General features: G+C 37.6%; 21 protein-coding genes. 8 read left to right on the top strand and 13 right to left on the bottom strand.

From position 1 onward, the window contains the following. Positions 1-99: 99 nt before the first annotated feature. Positions 100-957 carry a patatin-like phospholipase family protein gene (locus V7266_RS15470; protein ID WP_335468835.1) on the bottom strand — a complete coding sequence of 286 codons (858 nt, stop codon included), beginning with the start codon at positions 955-957 and terminating at the stop codon, positions 100-102. Positions 958-1160: 203 nt separating this feature from the next. On the opposite strand from V7266_RS15470, the gene V7266_RS15475 reads away from it, so the two are divergent. Together V7266_RS15475 and V7266_RS15480 are read left to right on the top strand one after the other, a co-directional pair. Next, the gene (locus V7266_RS15475) at positions 1161-2288 is read left to right on the top strand and encodes an amidohydrolase (RefSeq protein ID WP_335468837.1); all 1128 of its coding nucleotides are present in this window, start codon (positions 1161-1163) and stop codon (positions 2286-2288) included. A 303-nt stretch (positions 2289-2591) separates the two neighbouring features. Next, on the top strand, positions 2592-3149 hold the full coding sequence (locus V7266_RS15480) for a GNAT family N-acetyltransferase (protein WP_335468838.1): 558 nt from the start codon (positions 2592-2594) through the stop codon (positions 3147-3149). 48 nt (positions 3150-3197) lie between these two features. Here V7266_RS15480 and V7266_RS15485 read toward each other — a convergent pair whose 3' ends face one another. Both V7266_RS15485 and V7266_RS15490 read right to left on the bottom strand, forming a co-directional pair. Then, complete coding sequence (locus V7266_RS15485; protein ID WP_335468840.1) at positions 3198-3350, bottom strand: hypothetical protein; 153 nt, start codon at positions 3348-3350, stop codon at positions 3198-3200. A gap of 118 nt (positions 3351-3468) precedes the next feature. Further along, a complete protein-coding gene (locus V7266_RS15490) occupies positions 3469-4242 on the bottom strand; it encodes an SDR family oxidoreductase (RefSeq protein WP_335468842.1) in 774 nt (257 codons plus the stop codon). A gap of 167 nt (positions 4243-4409) precedes the next feature. Here V7266_RS15490 and V7266_RS15495 point away from each other — a divergent pair, with 167 nt between their 5' ends. From V7266_RS15495 to V7266_RS15510, 4 genes are all read left to right on the top strand, one after another. Continuing rightward, positions 4410-4652, top strand: coding sequence for a spore germination protein (locus V7266_RS15495; RefSeq protein WP_335468843.1), 243 nt, complete (start codon positions 4410-4412; stop codon positions 4650-4652). Positions 4653-4665: 13 nt separating this feature from the next. Then, positions 4666-4908, top strand: a complete 243-nt coding sequence (locus tag V7266_RS15500) for a spore germination protein (RefSeq protein ID WP_335468845.1) — start codon at positions 4666-4668, stop codon at positions 4906-4908. A 23-nt stretch (positions 4909-4931) separates the two neighbouring features. Then, positions 4932-5402 carry an Hsp20/alpha crystallin family protein gene (locus V7266_RS15505; protein ID WP_335468846.1) on the top strand — a complete coding sequence of 157 codons (471 nt, stop codon included), beginning with the start codon at positions 4932-4934 and terminating at the stop codon, positions 5400-5402. Positions 5403-5505: 103 nt separating this feature from the next. Beyond that, a complete protein-coding gene (locus V7266_RS15510) occupies positions 5506-5886 on the top strand; it encodes a hypothetical protein (protein WP_335468847.1) in 381 nt (126 codons plus the stop codon). A 73-nt stretch (positions 5887-5959) separates the two neighbouring features. Here the strand turns inward: V7266_RS15510 and V7266_RS15515 are convergent, their stop codons facing one another. Next, positions 5960-6418: a FixH family protein gene (locus V7266_RS15515; RefSeq protein WP_335468848.1), complete on the bottom strand. Its 459-nt coding sequence runs from the start codon at positions 6416-6418 to the stop codon at positions 5960-5962. 127 nt (positions 6419-6545) lie between these two features. Between V7266_RS15515 and V7266_RS15520 the strand changes: the two genes are divergently transcribed. Further along, a complete protein-coding gene (locus V7266_RS15520) occupies positions 6546-6788 on the top strand; it encodes a DNA alkylation repair protein (protein ID WP_335468850.1) in 243 nt (80 codons plus the stop codon). Between the two features lie 187 nt (positions 6789-6975). On the opposite strand, the gene V7266_RS15525 is transcribed toward V7266_RS15520, so the two are convergent. The 5 genes from V7266_RS15525 to deoD all read right to left on the bottom strand — a co-directional run bounded on the left by V7266_RS15525 (position 6976) and on the right by deoD (position 13907). Continuing rightward, positions 6976-7797 carry a hypothetical protein gene (locus V7266_RS15525; RefSeq protein WP_335468851.1) on the bottom strand — a complete coding sequence of 274 codons (822 nt, stop codon included), beginning with the start codon at positions 7795-7797 and terminating at the stop codon, positions 6976-6978. 79 nt (positions 7798-7876) lie between these two features. Continuing rightward, entirely contained in the window at positions 7877-8794 is a 918-nt protein-coding gene (locus V7266_RS15530; RefSeq protein WP_335468853.1) for a CobW family GTP-binding protein, read from the bottom strand. 62 nt (positions 8795-8856) lie between these two features. Continuing rightward, positions 8857-10368, bottom strand: a complete 1512-nt coding sequence (locus tag V7266_RS15535) for a S41 family peptidase (RefSeq protein WP_335468854.1) — start codon at positions 10366-10368, stop codon at positions 8857-8859. Between the two features lie 208 nt (positions 10369-10576). After that, positions 10577-12973, bottom strand: a complete 2397-nt coding sequence (locus V7266_RS15540) for a heavy metal translocating P-type ATPase (protein ID WP_335468894.1) — start codon at positions 12971-12973, stop codon at positions 10577-10579. A gap of 229 nt (positions 12974-13202) precedes the next feature. After that, complete coding sequence (gene deoD, locus V7266_RS15545) at positions 13203-13907, bottom strand: purine-nucleoside phosphorylase (protein ID WP_335468856.1); 705 nt, start codon at positions 13905-13907, stop codon at positions 13203-13205. A 141-nt stretch (positions 13908-14048) separates the two neighbouring features. On the opposite strand from deoD, the gene V7266_RS15550 reads away from it, so the two are divergent. Beyond that, positions 14049-14174 (top strand): hypothetical protein, encoded by a 126-nt coding sequence (locus V7266_RS15550; protein WP_335468857.1) that lies wholly within the window; start codon positions 14049-14051, stop codon positions 14172-14174. Positions 14175-14235: 61 nt separating this feature from the next. On the opposite strand, the gene V7266_RS15555 is transcribed toward V7266_RS15550, so the two are convergent. The 4 genes from V7266_RS15555 to V7266_RS15570 form a co-directional block, all read right to left on the bottom strand. Beyond that, positions 14236-14544: a YodL domain-containing protein gene (locus V7266_RS15555; RefSeq protein ID WP_335468858.1), complete on the bottom strand. Its 309-nt coding sequence runs from the start codon at positions 14542-14544 to the stop codon at positions 14236-14238. Between the two features lie 151 nt (positions 14545-14695). Then, entirely contained in the window at positions 14696-15466 is a 771-nt protein-coding gene (locus V7266_RS15560; protein WP_335468859.1) for a sporulation protein, read from the bottom strand. Continuing rightward, positions 15466-16275 (bottom strand): serine/threonine protein kinase, encoded by an 810-nt coding sequence (locus V7266_RS15565; protein ID WP_335468860.1) that lies wholly within the window; start codon positions 16273-16275, stop codon positions 15466-15468. The genes V7266_RS15560 and V7266_RS15565 overlap by 1 nt, the downstream gene beginning before the upstream one ends. Positions 16276-16287: 12 nt before the next feature. Beyond that, entirely contained in the window at positions 16288-16467 is a 180-nt protein-coding gene (locus V7266_RS15570; protein ID WP_335468861.1) for a hypothetical protein, read from the bottom strand. Positions 16468-16514 lie beyond the last annotated feature (47 nt).

The raw sequence follows: 16514 nt of genomic DNA on the forward strand, positions 1-16514 counted from the left end.
CAGGAGTGGAGCTTATCCGATCCAATCAACATTGTCCCAAAATCAACAGTAACCTTTAACACATCCAAAAAGAAAGAGAAGAGCCTGCGAGACTCTCCTCTAACCTTTACTAATATAAGACATAATTTTATCGATTGAAGCCTTCGCATCCCGATACCCTTGGTTATATAAATCTTCTAGTCTTTTGGAATTCCTTTCCATCCTCCCCACTTTTAATGGATCTGATGGACGGATAATCAGCACATTGCCGTCTGTCTCTTCTTTTTCTAAGTAGTCGATCGTATCATTATAAGTTTGATACCGTGTCCGTAACGACTGCTGCAATCCCATATAATTTGGATACTTCCTGTTAACGAGAAAGTGGAATTTGGATGGTTTTTTCAAATATCCTTTATTTCTTGTTAAAATGACAATATTTTTCTTAAAGCCATCTCTTTGCGCTTTTTTGATTGGTATTGGATCACTTATCCCGCCGTCAAGTAATATTTTGTCCTGATAACGGATTTCCGGTGCGATAAACGGCAGCGAACTTGATGCCCGTAGGACAGTTAGCAAATCTTCCCCATAATCCTGCTTATTATAGTACACAGGCATACCTGTTAAACAATCGGTTGCGCCAACAACAAACTCGGATGGACTGTTATAAAAAACATCATAATGGTAAGGGACATGTTGATTAGGAATTTCATCAAAAATAAAATCCATCCCAAAGAACTGCCTGTTCTTAAAGTAGTTTTTCCACGAGATGTATCTTGGGTCACTTGCATATTCAACTGTAACTGTTTTATTTCTTCCTTTTTGCTTTGATAGATAAGAGGCCGCATTGCATGCTCCTGCGGAAACACCAATAACATAAGGGAAAAACAGTTCCTGTTCTAAGAAATATTCCAGGATCCCGGCAGTATATACACCACGCATCCCGCCACCTTCTAAAACTAATCCTGTTTGGCTTATCAAACTGCCTCACCCCTGTAATCATTAAACTACAAAACTCATAATTAATATTATAAAATAACGCTCTCCTTTAACAAAACAAAAAGACTTTTAATAAAAAGGACTAAGTGTTGGAAAAAATGTATATATATAGATTCCTTTTCCTATGACACATATGTTGCTAAAATAGATAAAATACCATAAACAACATATAGAAAGGTTTTACTATGGATAAAATACTTTTGAAAAATGCAAATGTACATCCGGTCACCTCTGAACCGTTAAAAGCCACTGATATCCTTATCGAGAGTGGCAAGATTAATAAAATAGGCAAAAATTTACGGACAGATTCAACAGTAAAAATAATCGACTGTACAGGTATGTATCTCTTCCCTGGTTTTATAGATGTTCATACCCATTTAGGTTTATATGATGAGGGAACGGGTTGGGCTGGCAATGATGCCAACGAAACAGTCGAAGCACTCACACCACATATTCGAGCAATTGATGGGGTCTATCCATTAGATCAGGCTTTTAACGATGCGATTAGAAGCGGGATTACAACGGTTCATGTAATGCCGGGAAGCGCAAATGTCATTGGTGGAACTACGGCTGTCATTAAAACAACTGGAAAAAACATCAAGAAAATGATTGTCCAAGAAATAGCCGGTTTAAAACTTGCCTTAGGAGAAAATCCAAAGAGAATACACAGCCATGGCAATAGTGACTCGATCACTAGGATGGGAATCATGGGAATGCTTAGGGAAGCTTTCTACAAGGCCATTCATACGGATAATCCTGAAGATCTTCGAATTGCTCCACTGGTAATGGCGTTAAAAAGAGAAATACCGGTAAGGATTCATGCGCACCGTGCGGATGATATCATTACAGCGCTGCGTTTTGCGGAAGAATTCCAGCTTGATTTGCGGATTGAACATTGCACAGAAGGACATTTAATTGCTAATGAATTAGCCGGACATCATTTAAAGGTTTCAGTTGGTCCAACACTAACAAGACGGTCCAAAGTGGAATTAAAAAATAAAACGTGGAAAACGTATGAAATATTGACAAATCACGGTTTAGAGGTATCAATTACAACAGATCATCCCTATACACCCATACAATACTTAAATATTTGTGCGAGTCTTGCTGTCCGTGAAGGTTTACCGGAACAAAAGGCCCTCGAAGGAATTACCATCCTTCCAGCCAGAAACCTACGCATTGACGATCGAGTAGGCAGTATTGAGGAGAAAAAGGATGCTGATTTAGTCCTCTGGACCCATCATCCTTTCCATTATCTAGCAAAGCCGAAATGGACAATGATCGGCGGTGAAATCGTTTATTCGGAAGCGTAGAAAAGTGTTGAAAATTGGTAAAAAATATTAGCGAAAAACGGCAAAAAACCTATTTCCTTTTTACAATTTTTCTTGTATTATACTCTAAGTAAATGATTTTGTAACTGATTGATTTGGGGGTTTATGAGCAGAATCCTGTAACAAAAAAAATGAAATAGGGAAGGCAAATGGTGCGCCACCAGTATACTGGTTCTAGTGGGTTCGATTCCCACCCCGAAATTTTTTACGCAATTCTATAAAAAATTTCGAGGGTGGACCGCTTCTTTTGACATGGGATCGGAATGCCCTAATGGAGGGATTTTCATGTTGAAAAAACGTGATCTTCATGACAGCCACACACTGTACGAGTTAGTGACGCATCCAGATGTCTTCCCTTTTGTGCGCCAAAAAGCTGACTCATATGAAGAATTTTTATTTATGACGAAACAAACGATTGAGGCGGAAGAACGGGGTGAATTAATTTCACGTACGATTCTCGATGAATGGGGCAACCCAATCGGGACGATTAATTTGTTTGACATTGAAGATAATGCTGGGTTCTTAGGGACTTGGCTTGGCAAACCCTATCATGGGAAAGGCTACAATAGTCCAGCGAAAGAAGCATTTTTTAAAGAACTCTTTTATGAAGCTGGGATTGAAACTATTTTTATGCGGATTAGAAAAGTCAATATTCGCTCTATTAAGGCAGCAGAAAAGCTTCCTTATGTTGTGAAAGCAAATGAAACTAGAGCATCTCTTTACGCGCAATTAAATGCGAATGCAGATGTTTATGACTTATATGAAATTCCAAAGGACTTGTATACCTTCCATTTATTGCGCAATGGATCAGACCAAGAAGATTCTCAGCTACTAGAGGCCTAAAAAAAGCAATCGGCGCTGCCGATTGCTTTTCATTTTGTATAAAAACAATTATTCCGTTACATTTTGTTCATTGTTTCCTTCGCTTAGTCCCATATGGAGCAAAAATTCGTCTAATTCCTCATTTGTTAACGTTTCAAAGCGGCCATCATGAAATAACACTTGGGTTTGATTGGGATTGATTCGGTTCATGTTAAAACTCATAATTTACTTTGCTCCTTTCATAGATGAATAAATGATGAATAAATTCTATTATCTACAAAAGTCGACATCCTCATTCATGTAATCAAATTGTTCAAAAACTTTTGAACTTATTTAATTTTTATGTTTTCAATGCCTTCCCAAGGACATCCATCCCGCCGGTTACTGGAATAATACTTCCTGTAATAAAATCAGAGTGATCATCAATGATAAATCGGATAACTCGCGCTATGTCCTCACCAGTACCTTGTCTTCCCACCGTATGCTTTTCTCCGCTCAACGAGATCGAGTCCTTGATGCTTTTTTCCTTCCAATCCTTCGTAATATCTCCAGGACAGATCATATTAGCGGTAATCCCATGTTCCGCTTCTTCGATTGCAATTGTTCTGGTTAGAGATGCCAAACCCGTCTTTGCGGCAGCAAAGGCGGATCGGTATATCCAGCCCGGCGTGGTTTCAACTCGATCAAATCCTAACGTAATAATTCTGCCCCAATTTTGTTTCCTCATCACCGGAATAATCAGTTTTGATAAATTAAAAACCGAAGTTAAATTACCTTGGATTAAATAATCCCATTCCTCAAAAGAATAATCTGTCAGTTTTTTTCGTTCATGTATGTATGGACCGGCATTGTGAACTAAGACATCGACACTCGAATAGACCGAGAGAGATTCATTCACAATCCGTATGCAATCCTCTTTGTTGGCAACATCCCCTTGGATGGCAATGTTTTTCGTCCCGTAATGATCATTTAATTGCTTTGCTAAGAAAACTGCCTCAGACTCACTCTTTCGATAGTTGATCACAAGTTGATACCCATTTTCTGCAAGCAGTTGTGCCGTTTTTTTACCGATACCTGAAGCTCCTCCTGTAATCAACGCCGTTTTCTTCTTCACAATCATTACCTCTCTATAAAAGAATTCTTTCTTTATATATATGTTAAAAAGAAACGATTATATATGCAAATATTAAATCGTGTCCCTTTTTAGGGATCTGAAGTTTTGATAACGGATGGGCGTGTGGTTGCATATGATGGGATAACAACAATAAAGGATGTGACAGGATGCAGACTGTAATAAATATCTTCAGCCTGAAAATCAACAGCGTTTCTAACAACGGGTCTGTCAACATCGGCGAAGCCCTTCATAATGCCCATACAGCTAATTCAAAATCCCAAGGTCAAAATTCATCCTATGGAGATTTTGCACCGCCGACTGCGGCCATGGAGAATGTCTTTATTGATCCAGATATCAATGATATGGGTGATATCGCAAATCCATCGAACGTCTTTAGTGATTCCAAATAAAGGACTGAAAAAAATGCCTTTTCAAATAAACATATTTAATATAAAGACGAATTCCATTGCAAATAATGCCAATATTTCTTTAGGACCATCTGTCCAAAACAGCCATACTGCAAACCAAAAATGGGTGGGATCGAATTTTGCCTTAGGTGATCTTTCTCCCTCGAGTTCGTTTTCTCTGAATGGCTTCGGAGACACAGATATTAGTGACCAAGACCAAATAGCAAACCCATCCTCACCAATTGCCAATCAATTTTAATTTTTTTAGGAGGTTGAAAAAAAATGTTTCCTTGGAATATGTTCCCTTTTACAAAGGATATGAAAGATACATTACAAAAAATGAAACCAGATGAGATTAACAATTATGTTCAGGACCTTATTGGAAAAATGATGCCTAACATGGGTGATATGATGAATCGCCAAGATTTATTTAGCGGCTTCCAATCACCAGAAACAAAACAGAAGTCGGCCAATGTGTTGAATTCCTCTGCCTTTGAGACACATGATTATGTGTTTGTAAGAATTCCGATTCGAAACGAAGAGTGGCTGAATCAGCTTCGCCTCTATCATACTTCTAATCAGCTTATTGTAGAACATATTCCTGAGCAAGAAGATTCTAACACCATCACTCTTCCTGCTATTGTTAAAAGGAAAGGCAGTACCGCAAATTATAAAGATGGAATACTGGAGATAAAAATCCCTAAAAATATTGATATGCAATACTCACAAATCGACGTAACAGAAATTCTGTAGACGTCGTTTTTTTTTGCATGTTTCCTGTAATTACAAATAAGATTAACTAAAGGCTGCCATCTCGGTTCGGTTTTGAACAAACCATTCTGAATAGAGGGTTTATATGCGATTCATCTTTCGCTTTTTCACATCACATAAAACTTTTACGAAAAAAATATCGGAATTGGAGAATAAGATTACCTCTTTAGAATCTAAAATAATTGAGGTTAAAACAGAGGTAAAGTCCATTGGTGTCCCTGCAGAAAAAATACAAAATGAACGTCCTCCAACTGTTCAAATTAACCATCTTCAGGTTGACCAAATTGTTATTGAACACTTAGATTATGCAAATAATTTTGGCCAACTAGGTATAAAAGAGTTATCAGGCAAGTTAAACATTGGGTCAACATATGAAGGAGATATTTCCGAAAAAGTAAATGAAATTGTAAAACAGAAACTTGGTAAGGAGGCCACCGTAAATATAAAGGCAAAAAAAGAGGAATAACGATACTAGCATAAAACCCACAAAATAAGACAGCCAAGTGGCTGTCTTATTTTGTGTAAAACTAGTATGTTTATTAATTTTTTTTATCATCCATGTTCATACTGTCCATCGTATGATCAGTTGTGGAATCTTCCTTCTCACTTGGTTTACCTACCGTAAATTCCTTCATAGGCATATTATGCATGTCCCTGGCAGTTACATGAGAAATAATGTAATAAGTACCTTCTTGTTGAAATGTTTTTTCTAACCGATAAACTCCATCTTCTGTGTGTTTAACAGTAATTTTCTCATGATTTGCAGCTTTTGAACGCCAGATTTCAAATGTAACTTCCGCATCATTGATTTTTTCCTTTCCTTGCGTAACCCTTGCCTCAAAAATAAGCGGCTTATTTGGCTCACCAGGATTAGGCTTCACCGATAAATTCACATCCACCATTTCAGGCATATTACCTGTTTTCTCTTGATCATTGCTACAGGAAACAGCTACACTTAAAGACAGGCATGCAATAAGCAACAGTATTAGCTTTTTCACAGCATTTCTCCCCTAACTTGTTTGTCCATTAATTGATGTTTAGACATATCCTTCATTAGCATTGTTACATATTTACCAATCTTATTGCAAAAAATAATGTTTAACAATAGTAAGAAAGGAGAAACCTATGTCAACCCCTTACAAATGTCCTAATTGTAAAACAAACCGAAGCAGATTTAATATCATTCAACAAGTTTCTCAATCTGTTAAGCTTGATCCTCAGTCAGGTGATGTCATCCGCGAATATGGCGAAAATGAGCTGGAGCCATTTCACCTTCCATACAACGGACCCGATTATCGAGTCCAATGTGGTGCTTGCGGCTTAATCGAAGATGAATTGACCTTCATCAAATTTGGTGAACAAAGATAATTTATTTAAAAAACACCTTTAGTGATTCTAAAGGTGTTTTAGTTTTATAAAGACTACATATTTTTACATGGATTGATGTTTATGTATAAATTCATCAACCCGTATGAACTGGGCACGAAATTGGCCTAAAAAATTAGTGAGACTACCTATTAATATCCATAAGCAAATACGTTTTCGAGTGAGACCTTTAAAAGTGATTTTCTTCTATAAATGGTTTGGAATCCACTTTCCAAGCATCCGCTGGAGAAAACCGAATTAAATGAATCTCTCCTCGAAACGTCTGTCTGCCGACATCCTTAATATACCAATCAACTTCAGCAGGTACGTCTAAACTTATTTCATGTGTGAGGTCTTCTGGCGGCAACTGCTCTAATCTTGTGACCCTGACATTTTCAACTTTATCTAGTATCGGATTCCATTTTACTTTTTGGAGTGATATGTTCGAGACTATGACAGAATCCTGCTGCTTGAAACCAGCAATATAGGCATTAATGACCTGATAGGGATCTGCAGTTGACAAGTATTGCTTTAATTTTCCTGATGCCTTATAAACCATAAGCATATGAGATAAATCCATTGAATTGGTTCTATGGGTAGTGCTTCCGTAAAAATGAATGCAAAAATGTCCCGGAAAATCATTTTGCAATGCCCCACCTCCATGAGGCATTCCGTGCATGGATGCAGCAATCCGTTTCTTATTATGAATAATAAATATAGCCCGGCGTTTCCAGCTCCATTTACCTCCGTAAATATTTTTCATTATTTTTGTATCTTTCGAGGTGAGAGGCTGTACGTCAGCATGATGACTTCCGGCTCGTCTTTGTACCTTGAACTTTTTTCCCGTTTCCATATCCACAACAGTAAACTTCGAGTACTTTGGTAATAATTTATTCACCTTGTCCCATTCCGGCATTTCTACATGATTCTCAATTTTGTTAGCGGCAACTACCCCAAATCCACCTAGGAGGAATTGTATCACTATTAAGAAACAACACACTACCCTCTTCATTGAAACTCCTCCTTTAATGGTTTCTTCTACATTAAAAGAGTTACCTGAAGTGGAATTTATCATTCATTCAATATCATTTTTAAACTGTCTCTGTCTCACTCTCAAGAGAGATAAGCTGTTCATTAATAATCTTCCAATTCACGTTCTCTCCAATAAATACAAGATTCAACCGCATATTCATGTATTCCCTCATGTAAAGCGGCATCCCATATGCATATTGGAAAAGAAAAGGCTTCTCCGAATAATGAAACTTTACATATCCTTTTATCCGGTAAATAGTTTCCGGTAATTTCTTTAGAAACTCTTCAAAATGAGACTCGCTAATTGCTTTATTAAACTGATACACGAAAGTAGATAAGTTTAAATGAATATGACTGGCTTCCTTTTTTCCATCCACCGTTAGACTTCTAAGACGTTCAACCGGGACCATCGAGTAATTCGTTAGTAAACATTGCGCTCTTGGATTTAACCCCTGCATCTCAAATATCAATTGGGCCTGCTCATTTTCTTTTAGATCATCAATTTTGTTGATTAGGATAAAGTCTGCATTCCGCACCTGTTCAACAATTAATTGCTGCAGCTGAGGACTTAATGTTTTTCTGTCCTTCCACCTAGTGCCATCCACAGTGGTGATAATTCCTCTAATCAATAATTGATCAGCAAACAGGGGTGATAGAATTGAATCCAATACTTCCACTGGATGTGCCGCACCCGTTGTCTCAATATAAATCACATCCGGCTGCTCCTCCATTAATAGTCCTTGGAGTTGTGCCTCAAGCTTGTCCTGAATGGAACAGCATATGCAGCCTCCTAATAATTCTTTTAACAAAACATCTTCTTCAACCGCATCAGAGTCAATTGATACTTGACCAAGTTCATTCATCAAGACAGCAACTTTTCTCCCATATCTGCGTTCATCCTCAAGAAGGCGTTTTAATAATGTAGTCTTTCCACTCCCTAAAAATCCCGACAAAATGTATATCTCTGTCCTTTTCATACTTTCTCCCTTTCTAAAAATAGAATTTAACCCGACTCCAGAAGGAATCGGGTTACTAATAGTTATTTCATACGACCTTTTAATACCTCAACAGCTTTTTGTAATTGAGTATCGCTATTTTTGATTTTCTCACGTAAAACATCCATAAGCTTCAGGGTAGAGTCTCCCTTTAACACACCATTAGCAGGAAGCTTTTGAGCTGTTTGGAATTTTATGACAGCTTGTTTAGTCTTTTCGTCAAAAAAGCCGTCCACCCTTCCAGGATCATACCCTATCGCCTTTAACATCTTCTGAGCAGTTTGTACTTCTGTAGACGAAGTGGATAGTGCCAATTCTTTATCAGGATCAATAATCGGTAATGTCGCATATTCAGGAAGCTTGACTACTACATCTGGAACAATTCCCTTCTTGTGAATCCAGTTACCGTTTGGTGTCAGCCATTTAGCAATGGTATATTTCAAATTAGAACCATCTTCAAAATCAGCGGCTGTTTGAACCGTACCTTTTCCAAACGATTTTTCCCCAACCAATGGTACGCCCGCAGATTCTTTTACAGCTGCAGCAAATATTTCTGAAGCACTCGCACTTCCACTATCTATTAACACAACTAGTGGAAGATCAGGATCTCCTTCATTTTGTGAAGCAATTTCTTTAATTTTACCGTTTTTGTCTTCTTCTTTTACAATAACTTTTCCTTTTGGAACGAACATACTTGAGATGCTTACTGCTTGATCCAATAATCCCCCAGGATTCTGACGTAAGTCCAAAACAAGCCCTTTCATTCCTTTTTTCTGGAGATCGTTAAGTGTAGAAACAAGTTCTTTAGATGTGTTGCTTGAAAAACTCGTAATTTGAACCTTTGCAATCGAATCATCAACCATTTCACCATAGACAGTTTCAATTGGAATTGTGTCACGAACAATTGGCACGGTCATTGGTGCATTCATCCCGGGTCTTTGAATTGATAATGTTACCTTTGTTCCTTTTTTACCTCTAATTAATGTTACAGCTTCAGTCGAATTCATTCCCTGAAGGCTTTTTCCATTTACAGAAATAACCATATCATTTGGTTTCAAACCTGCTTTTTCTGCAGGGGATCCTTTAATAGGAGAAACAATCACAATATGTCCATCTTTTTCCTGAATTTCAGCACCAATTCCTTCAAACGAAGAGGAAATGCTGTTATGAAAACTCTTTGCTTCTTCATTGCTCATATAGTCCGAATAAGGATCATCTAATGATTGAACCATACCATCAATTGCACCATTAATTAATTTTTTCTGATCAACGTCTTTGTAATAGCCATCTTTTATGGTATCAAATGCTTCATAAAGCTTATTAAATTCTGTTCTTTCCGGCGCAACTGTTACCACTTTTTCTTTTCCAAACGCCAGAGCAAAGGTTGTTATTCCAGCCGATAAGAAAACAAGGAAAAATAACAGCATAATAAAATGAAACTTTTTCAAGCGTATGTAACCTGATTTATTTTGGTTCACTTGCTCTTGTTCTACTTTTTCTTCCTGAACCTTCAGTTGTTCTTCATTTTTTTCTTCCAAAGCCTTCACCACTTTCATTCACCATAAAAAATATGAACTGTAAATTAGAATTTAAGAGGGTTAATTTTACATTTTTTTCGCCTTTTTCAAAAAGTAAACCCTTAGTGATTAGAATAACATCTTTTATATAAAATTAACAAAGAAAAGTTAATGAATATAATAAGAATTACAATTTCCTTCATTCTACCTAAAGAAAACGGCACTACCGGGTGGTAAGTACCGTTTTCTAGATTTTAACCCTCTTTAGACGCAGTGAGTTCGTTACCACAGAAACTGAACTGAAAGCCATTGCTGCACCAGCAACCCAAGGGGAAAGCAGTCCTAGTGCTGCAATCGGTATACCTCCAGAATTATAAATGAGTGCCCAAAAGAGGTTTTGCCGGATATTTTGCATCGTTTTTTTACTTAAAGAAATTGCTTTAGGAGCCAAAGTAAGTTCTCCACCTAGAATAGTAATATCGGCTGCCTCAATGGCTACATCTGTTCCTGTACCTATCGCAATACCGATATCAGCCACGGCAAGAGCGGGGGCATCATTAATCCCATCGCCTACCATTGCTACCTTTAACCCTTTAGACTGTAATTCCTTTACATGTATTGCTTTTTCTTCCGGCAGAACTTCAGCTATAACATTTTGGATACCCACTTGATTAGCAATGGCCTTAGCAGTCCGTTCATTATCACCGGTTAGCATATAGACCTGGATTCCTAACTCTGTTAATTGCTGTACTGCTTCCGCTGCTGTTTCTTTTACTGTATCTGCCACCGCCACCATTCCCATGATCGTATCATTAATCGCGATAAACATTGCCGTTTTCCCTTCTGTTTCAAAGCGAAGCAGATCGTTTTCTAGCTCATGGTAAGAAATACACTTTAGATTCATAAGTTTACGTGTCCCCACATAAACTTCATCATTGCCAATTTTCGCCTCAATTCCATAGCCAGGTATCGCTTTAAACCGTTTTACCGGTAAAGTGCTCGACCTTTTCTGGATTCCATATCTTACGATTGCTTCCGCAAGAGGATGCTCGGATGACTTTTCAGCTGAAATAAGATATTGAAGGACCTTTTTCTCTTCTTGATAAGCAATAAAATCCGTTACAATTGGTTGTCCCTTTGTAATCGTACCTGTTTTATCAAAAATCATTGCATTAATCTTGTGGGCGGTCTCAAGATGTTCCCCACCCTTAAAAAGAATCCCAATCTCAGCGGCCTTTCCTGTTCCAACCATGATGGAGGTAGGAGTAGCAAGCCCTAAGGAACAAGGACAAGCAATAACGAGTACCGCGATCGCGGTTTCTAAAGCTGATGGAAAATTATGGGGATTAACGAATAAATACCATATAATAAAGGTTATGATTGATATAACAACTACCACAGGTACAAAATAGCCGGATATGGTGTCCGCCAGCCGTTGAATCGGAGCTTTACTGCCTTGTGCTTCCTCAACAATTCTAATGATGCCAGCTAAGGCAGTATCCTTTCCGACCTTTGTAGCCTCCATTGTTAACGTTCCATTTTTATTAATAGTTGACCCAATTAGTGTGTCACCAACAGCTTTTTCCACCGGGATCGATTCACCAGTAATCATCGACTCGTCAACTGAAGATTGTCCTTGGACCACTTGTCCATCGACTGGAATTTTCTCTCCAGGCTTCACAACTAATCGATCTCGGACTTTCACACCTTTAATAGGAACTTGTTGTTCCTTTCCATCTCTGATAACAGTGGCTTCTTTTGCTTGAAGGTTAAGCAGTTTGGATAAAGCGGCAGTTGTCCTCCCTTTCGCTATTGTTTCAAATAACTTTCCAAGGAGGATTAACGTAATCAGAACTGCACTTGTTTCAAAATAGAGATGCGGCATGTAAATAGGGTTGTGAATAGTCTTTATTCCTTCTGCAAGACTATAGAAATAAGCGGCAGATGTCCCCAAAGCAACAAGGACATCCATATTAGCACTTTTGTTTAGAAGTGACTTGTAGGCCGCAATATAAAACGGACCTCCAATATAAAACTGAATCGGAGTGGCTAATAGGAATTGAAACCACGGGTTCATTAAAATATGGGGCATTGGCATGCCTAGATCAACAGGGATGTGGGCTATCATCGAATACAAAAGTGGTATTGACAATATGACCGATAGAAGGAACTTTTGTTTTTTCTGTTTTATTTCGTCTTCCTTATGCTGTTGCTTCGATTCCCTTTTTCCTTTCACCTTTGCTTCATAACCAAGCTTATTAATTCTATCTTTTATACCCTCAATCGTCACTTGCCCAGGATTAAATTCAACGCTTGCTGATTCAGCTGCTAAATTCACGGTCGCTTGTTTTATACCATCCATTTTGTTTAAGCTTTTTTCAATTCGTGTGGAACAAGCTGCACAGGTCATCCCATAGACATCAAACTCAGACTTTCCAAAACGTATACCATACCCGATATTCTCTATTTTGGTCATAATTTCATGACTCGTTACTTTGTTTTTTTCATATGAAATGACAGCACTTTCCAAAGTTAAATTCACATTGGCTTCGACACCGTCCATTTTATTTAGCACTTTTTCGATTCTTGCTGAACATGCAGCACAGGTCATACCAGTAATCTCTACTTTGAGCTGTTCTTTCATTTCACTCACCTCACTCATACTATACCCCTGCACCCTATTTACTACAATTTATATCCAAGTGTTGTCACTTATTTTCCTTTTTTATTTTAAAACTTAATTGCTTAAACTTGAGGAAGAAGGTTACTATCGCCTTAAATATTTATATTAATTAAATTCTCCCTTTTACAGCAAGTTTCCTTTGTATAAAAAGAAAAAACCTCGCCCTGACCGGAAGAGGTTTAATAACATATTAGTCCTTGGTGGCAGCTTCTAAAGCTACTTCAATCATATCATTAAAGGTTAATTGTCTTTCTTCTGCTGTAGTCTCTTCACCTGTTAAGATATGGTCACTAACTGTAAGTACTGAAAGAGCTCTGCGATTGAACTTTGCCGCTAAAGTATAAAGTGCTGTTGTCTCCATTTCAATAGCAAGGATTTGATATTTAGCCCATTTTTCTAGTTCTGCATTATCATTATAAAATGAATCAGCTGTAAAAATATTTCCTACTTTTAAATTAAGACCTTTATCAATCCCTGCATCATATGCCTTCCTTAGCAAATCAAAATTTGCTGCTGGAGCAAAATCGACATGCCCAAAGGTGAGGCGATTAATATTAGAGTCAGTCGAGCTTGTCATTGCTAAGATTACATCGCGGACTTTTACATCCTTTTGGATTGCTCCACAAGTTCCGACGCGGATTAGGTTTTGAACATTGTAACTTTGCATTAATTCATTCACATAAATCGAGATAGAAGGGACACCCATCCCAGTACCTTGGACAGAAATTCTTTTTCCTTTGTATGTTCCAGTGTAGCCAAACATATTCCGAACTTCATTGTAACATTTGGCATCTTCTAAAAATGTTTCCGCTATATATTTTGCCCGAAGAGGATCCCCAGGAAGTAATACTGTTTCAGCAACCTCGTTCTCTTTTGCGCCAATATGTACACTCATAAATAAACCTCCCAAAAAAAAGTTAGTACACTAATAAGTTTGTACCATAGACACTATAACATAATCGTTTTTTATTGAAAACGAAGACATGATTTTTTGAAATTGTGGAAACCTATAATTAAGGTTAAAGGAGGGGTAATGATGGGCAAAAAACACCGAGCACGTATTCGTGGGAAAAAGAAGAATAATCACATCTCACCTGAAGCCATTGTCGCAGAACATGAAGCTCACGAAAAGGAATATAGTGCCGAAGACCGTAAAAATTAATGTTTTACTTCCTAAACAAATAAAAATAAACCTAAGGGCCCTCCTTAGGTTTTAAGCATTATTACCGAATATTGATTCGATTTACTAGTTCCCATCCACCCGATTTTAATTGATAATAATATTGGCCGCCGCGGCCTTCATCAATTAAAATAATATCACCAGTCGACATAAATCTCCCTTTATAATTTGCCGGAATTCTATCGGTCACATTAAAGCGGCTAAACATTTCGTGTAAGCACTCTTTGCGGCTGCTGGCAGGAATAGTGGTCCGATACACCTCTTTATAACCTCGATGTTCACGGTACCTTGGAGTTTGAAAGATTGTCACATCGTATGGATTATATGCCTTTTTCGTTAACATTTTGATCATCTTATCCCTCCAATTATTTGACTTAAGTATCTATTCTAATAATTGGCGATAACAAGTGGCGATTCCTCCATAATAACTCCACTTTTTTGTCAATTTTCATTTTTAGCAAAGAAAAACAATAGGGTTACATTTCCCTATTGTCCTAATTACACTATGAATACCTTTGGATAACGTTTTGAATTTTTTGTTGAATAGTGGGAATATCCTCGTTTGTAACCGTTAATCTTACATTCGTCTCATCCGTTCCCAACGTTTCAGAGAACAAACCTGATAATCCTCGGGCACGTCTATCAACTTGAAACATAATGTCAAGTGTACCATTACCAGCTGGAAAAAATACAACTTCTAATTCATCTAATCTACCGCGGAATATCCCAGAAGTTGGAACAAATTCAAATTCCTGGACAAACGGTAAACGCCCGCGTAATCGGCGCGGGGCTTCCTCACAATCTGCCTCACGGATTCTAAATCCCAACTGTTCTATTGCATTAAATACAGCAGACATTAATGGATTAGGGACCACTTTTAAGTAGTCTTGATCACTAGGGTCGATTGCACCCTTAATATCCAACCCAGTAGTCACCCATACTTTTGAACGACCAATCGAAAGCGGTGCGTCATATGGCAGTTGAAAGGAGAAAGGAATATCCCTTTTCTCATTGGCCCGAATGGTGAATGGGGTTGTTAACCGGAACCGGTCAATGGTTGCTGTAACAGAGTATTTCCGGTCATCTGACTCTCTTAAGTAGGTTGTATTCAACGCAAGATAAATCTCATCAATTTGCTGATCAATCTTTCCGCCTTTAATTGCAACCATGCCTTTAACGGTTTCTCCCGGCATATACGTATCCTTTTCAAGCTTTGTGTCAACCTCGGCAGATCCAATTCCCACACTGGCAAATACTTTGTTAAAAAACGACATTAATTCTCCTCCTCTGTACTTATCTTTTCTATATCTTTTCTAATCTGTAAGCAATCATCATATGCAGGGTCAATCTGTAAAAGTTTTCTAATAATGTGTTTTGCACCGGTTGAAATATTTAATTCTTCTTCCCAGCTTTTCTCCTTTATGTGATGATCAAAGGAAAAGTTGGAATACAGTAAAAACAATAGGAAATGGCCCAGACCATAAAAGTCAGCCTGAAAATTAATCGCTTTTCGTAAATCTAATCCGTTTTTTCTTGATATATCAGCTGTTTCCTGCCGTAAATATCTCCCTAATCCCAAATCAATCAGCTTAATCTTCTCTCCATCAAAGATGACATTCGGAATTCGAATATCCCGATGGATAATATTTCTGCTGTGCAAATATTCAATTAGAGCTAGTAATTCATCGGCAATTTTAAATGCACCTTGTTCTGATATTTTCCAGCCTTCAGAAAAAATGAGCTGTTCAAAGTTTTTACCTTCCATATACTCCATTGTATAAAAAGGGATTTCCTTGTATGTACCATCTTCGAAATACTTAGGAAATCCAGGATGATGAATGGACTTTAATAATTCTTTCTCCACTTCAAAGCCGTTCCTGCCTGACTTTGTTATTCTTTTATGAACCCTTAATCCTTTTAATACTTTCCTTTGCTGTGTTGAGAGATCCATAACTAAATAACTGTGTCCGTAGCTCCCCATGCCAAGATGTTTCAACATCCTAAATTTCTCGGCAATTAATTCGTCAGTAGCTAATGGCCTTTCCAGCCAATTTGAAAAGAACAAAACAGATCTTTTTAACATTTAAACCCCTTTTTAGCTGCTAAAAAAACTAGATAAAAAACTGCCGCTTTTATGTTTCTTCTTATAATGATGGTGTCCGTAGTGACTGTGTTTATGTTGATTCATCTTCTTCCACGCATCACTTGAGGATGAATATCTGTGATGGTGATTTAATTTACTGTTAAAAAGAGATTTAAGGATTTTCTTTAACATATAAAACCCTCCTTAGGTTGTAATCATATATACGAGGCAAACAAATA

The sequence above is a fragment of the Neobacillus drentensis genome, assembly GCF_036965645.1.
Lineage (GTDB): Bacteria > Bacillota > Bacilli > Bacillales > Cytobacillaceae > Neobacillus > Neobacillus drentensis_D.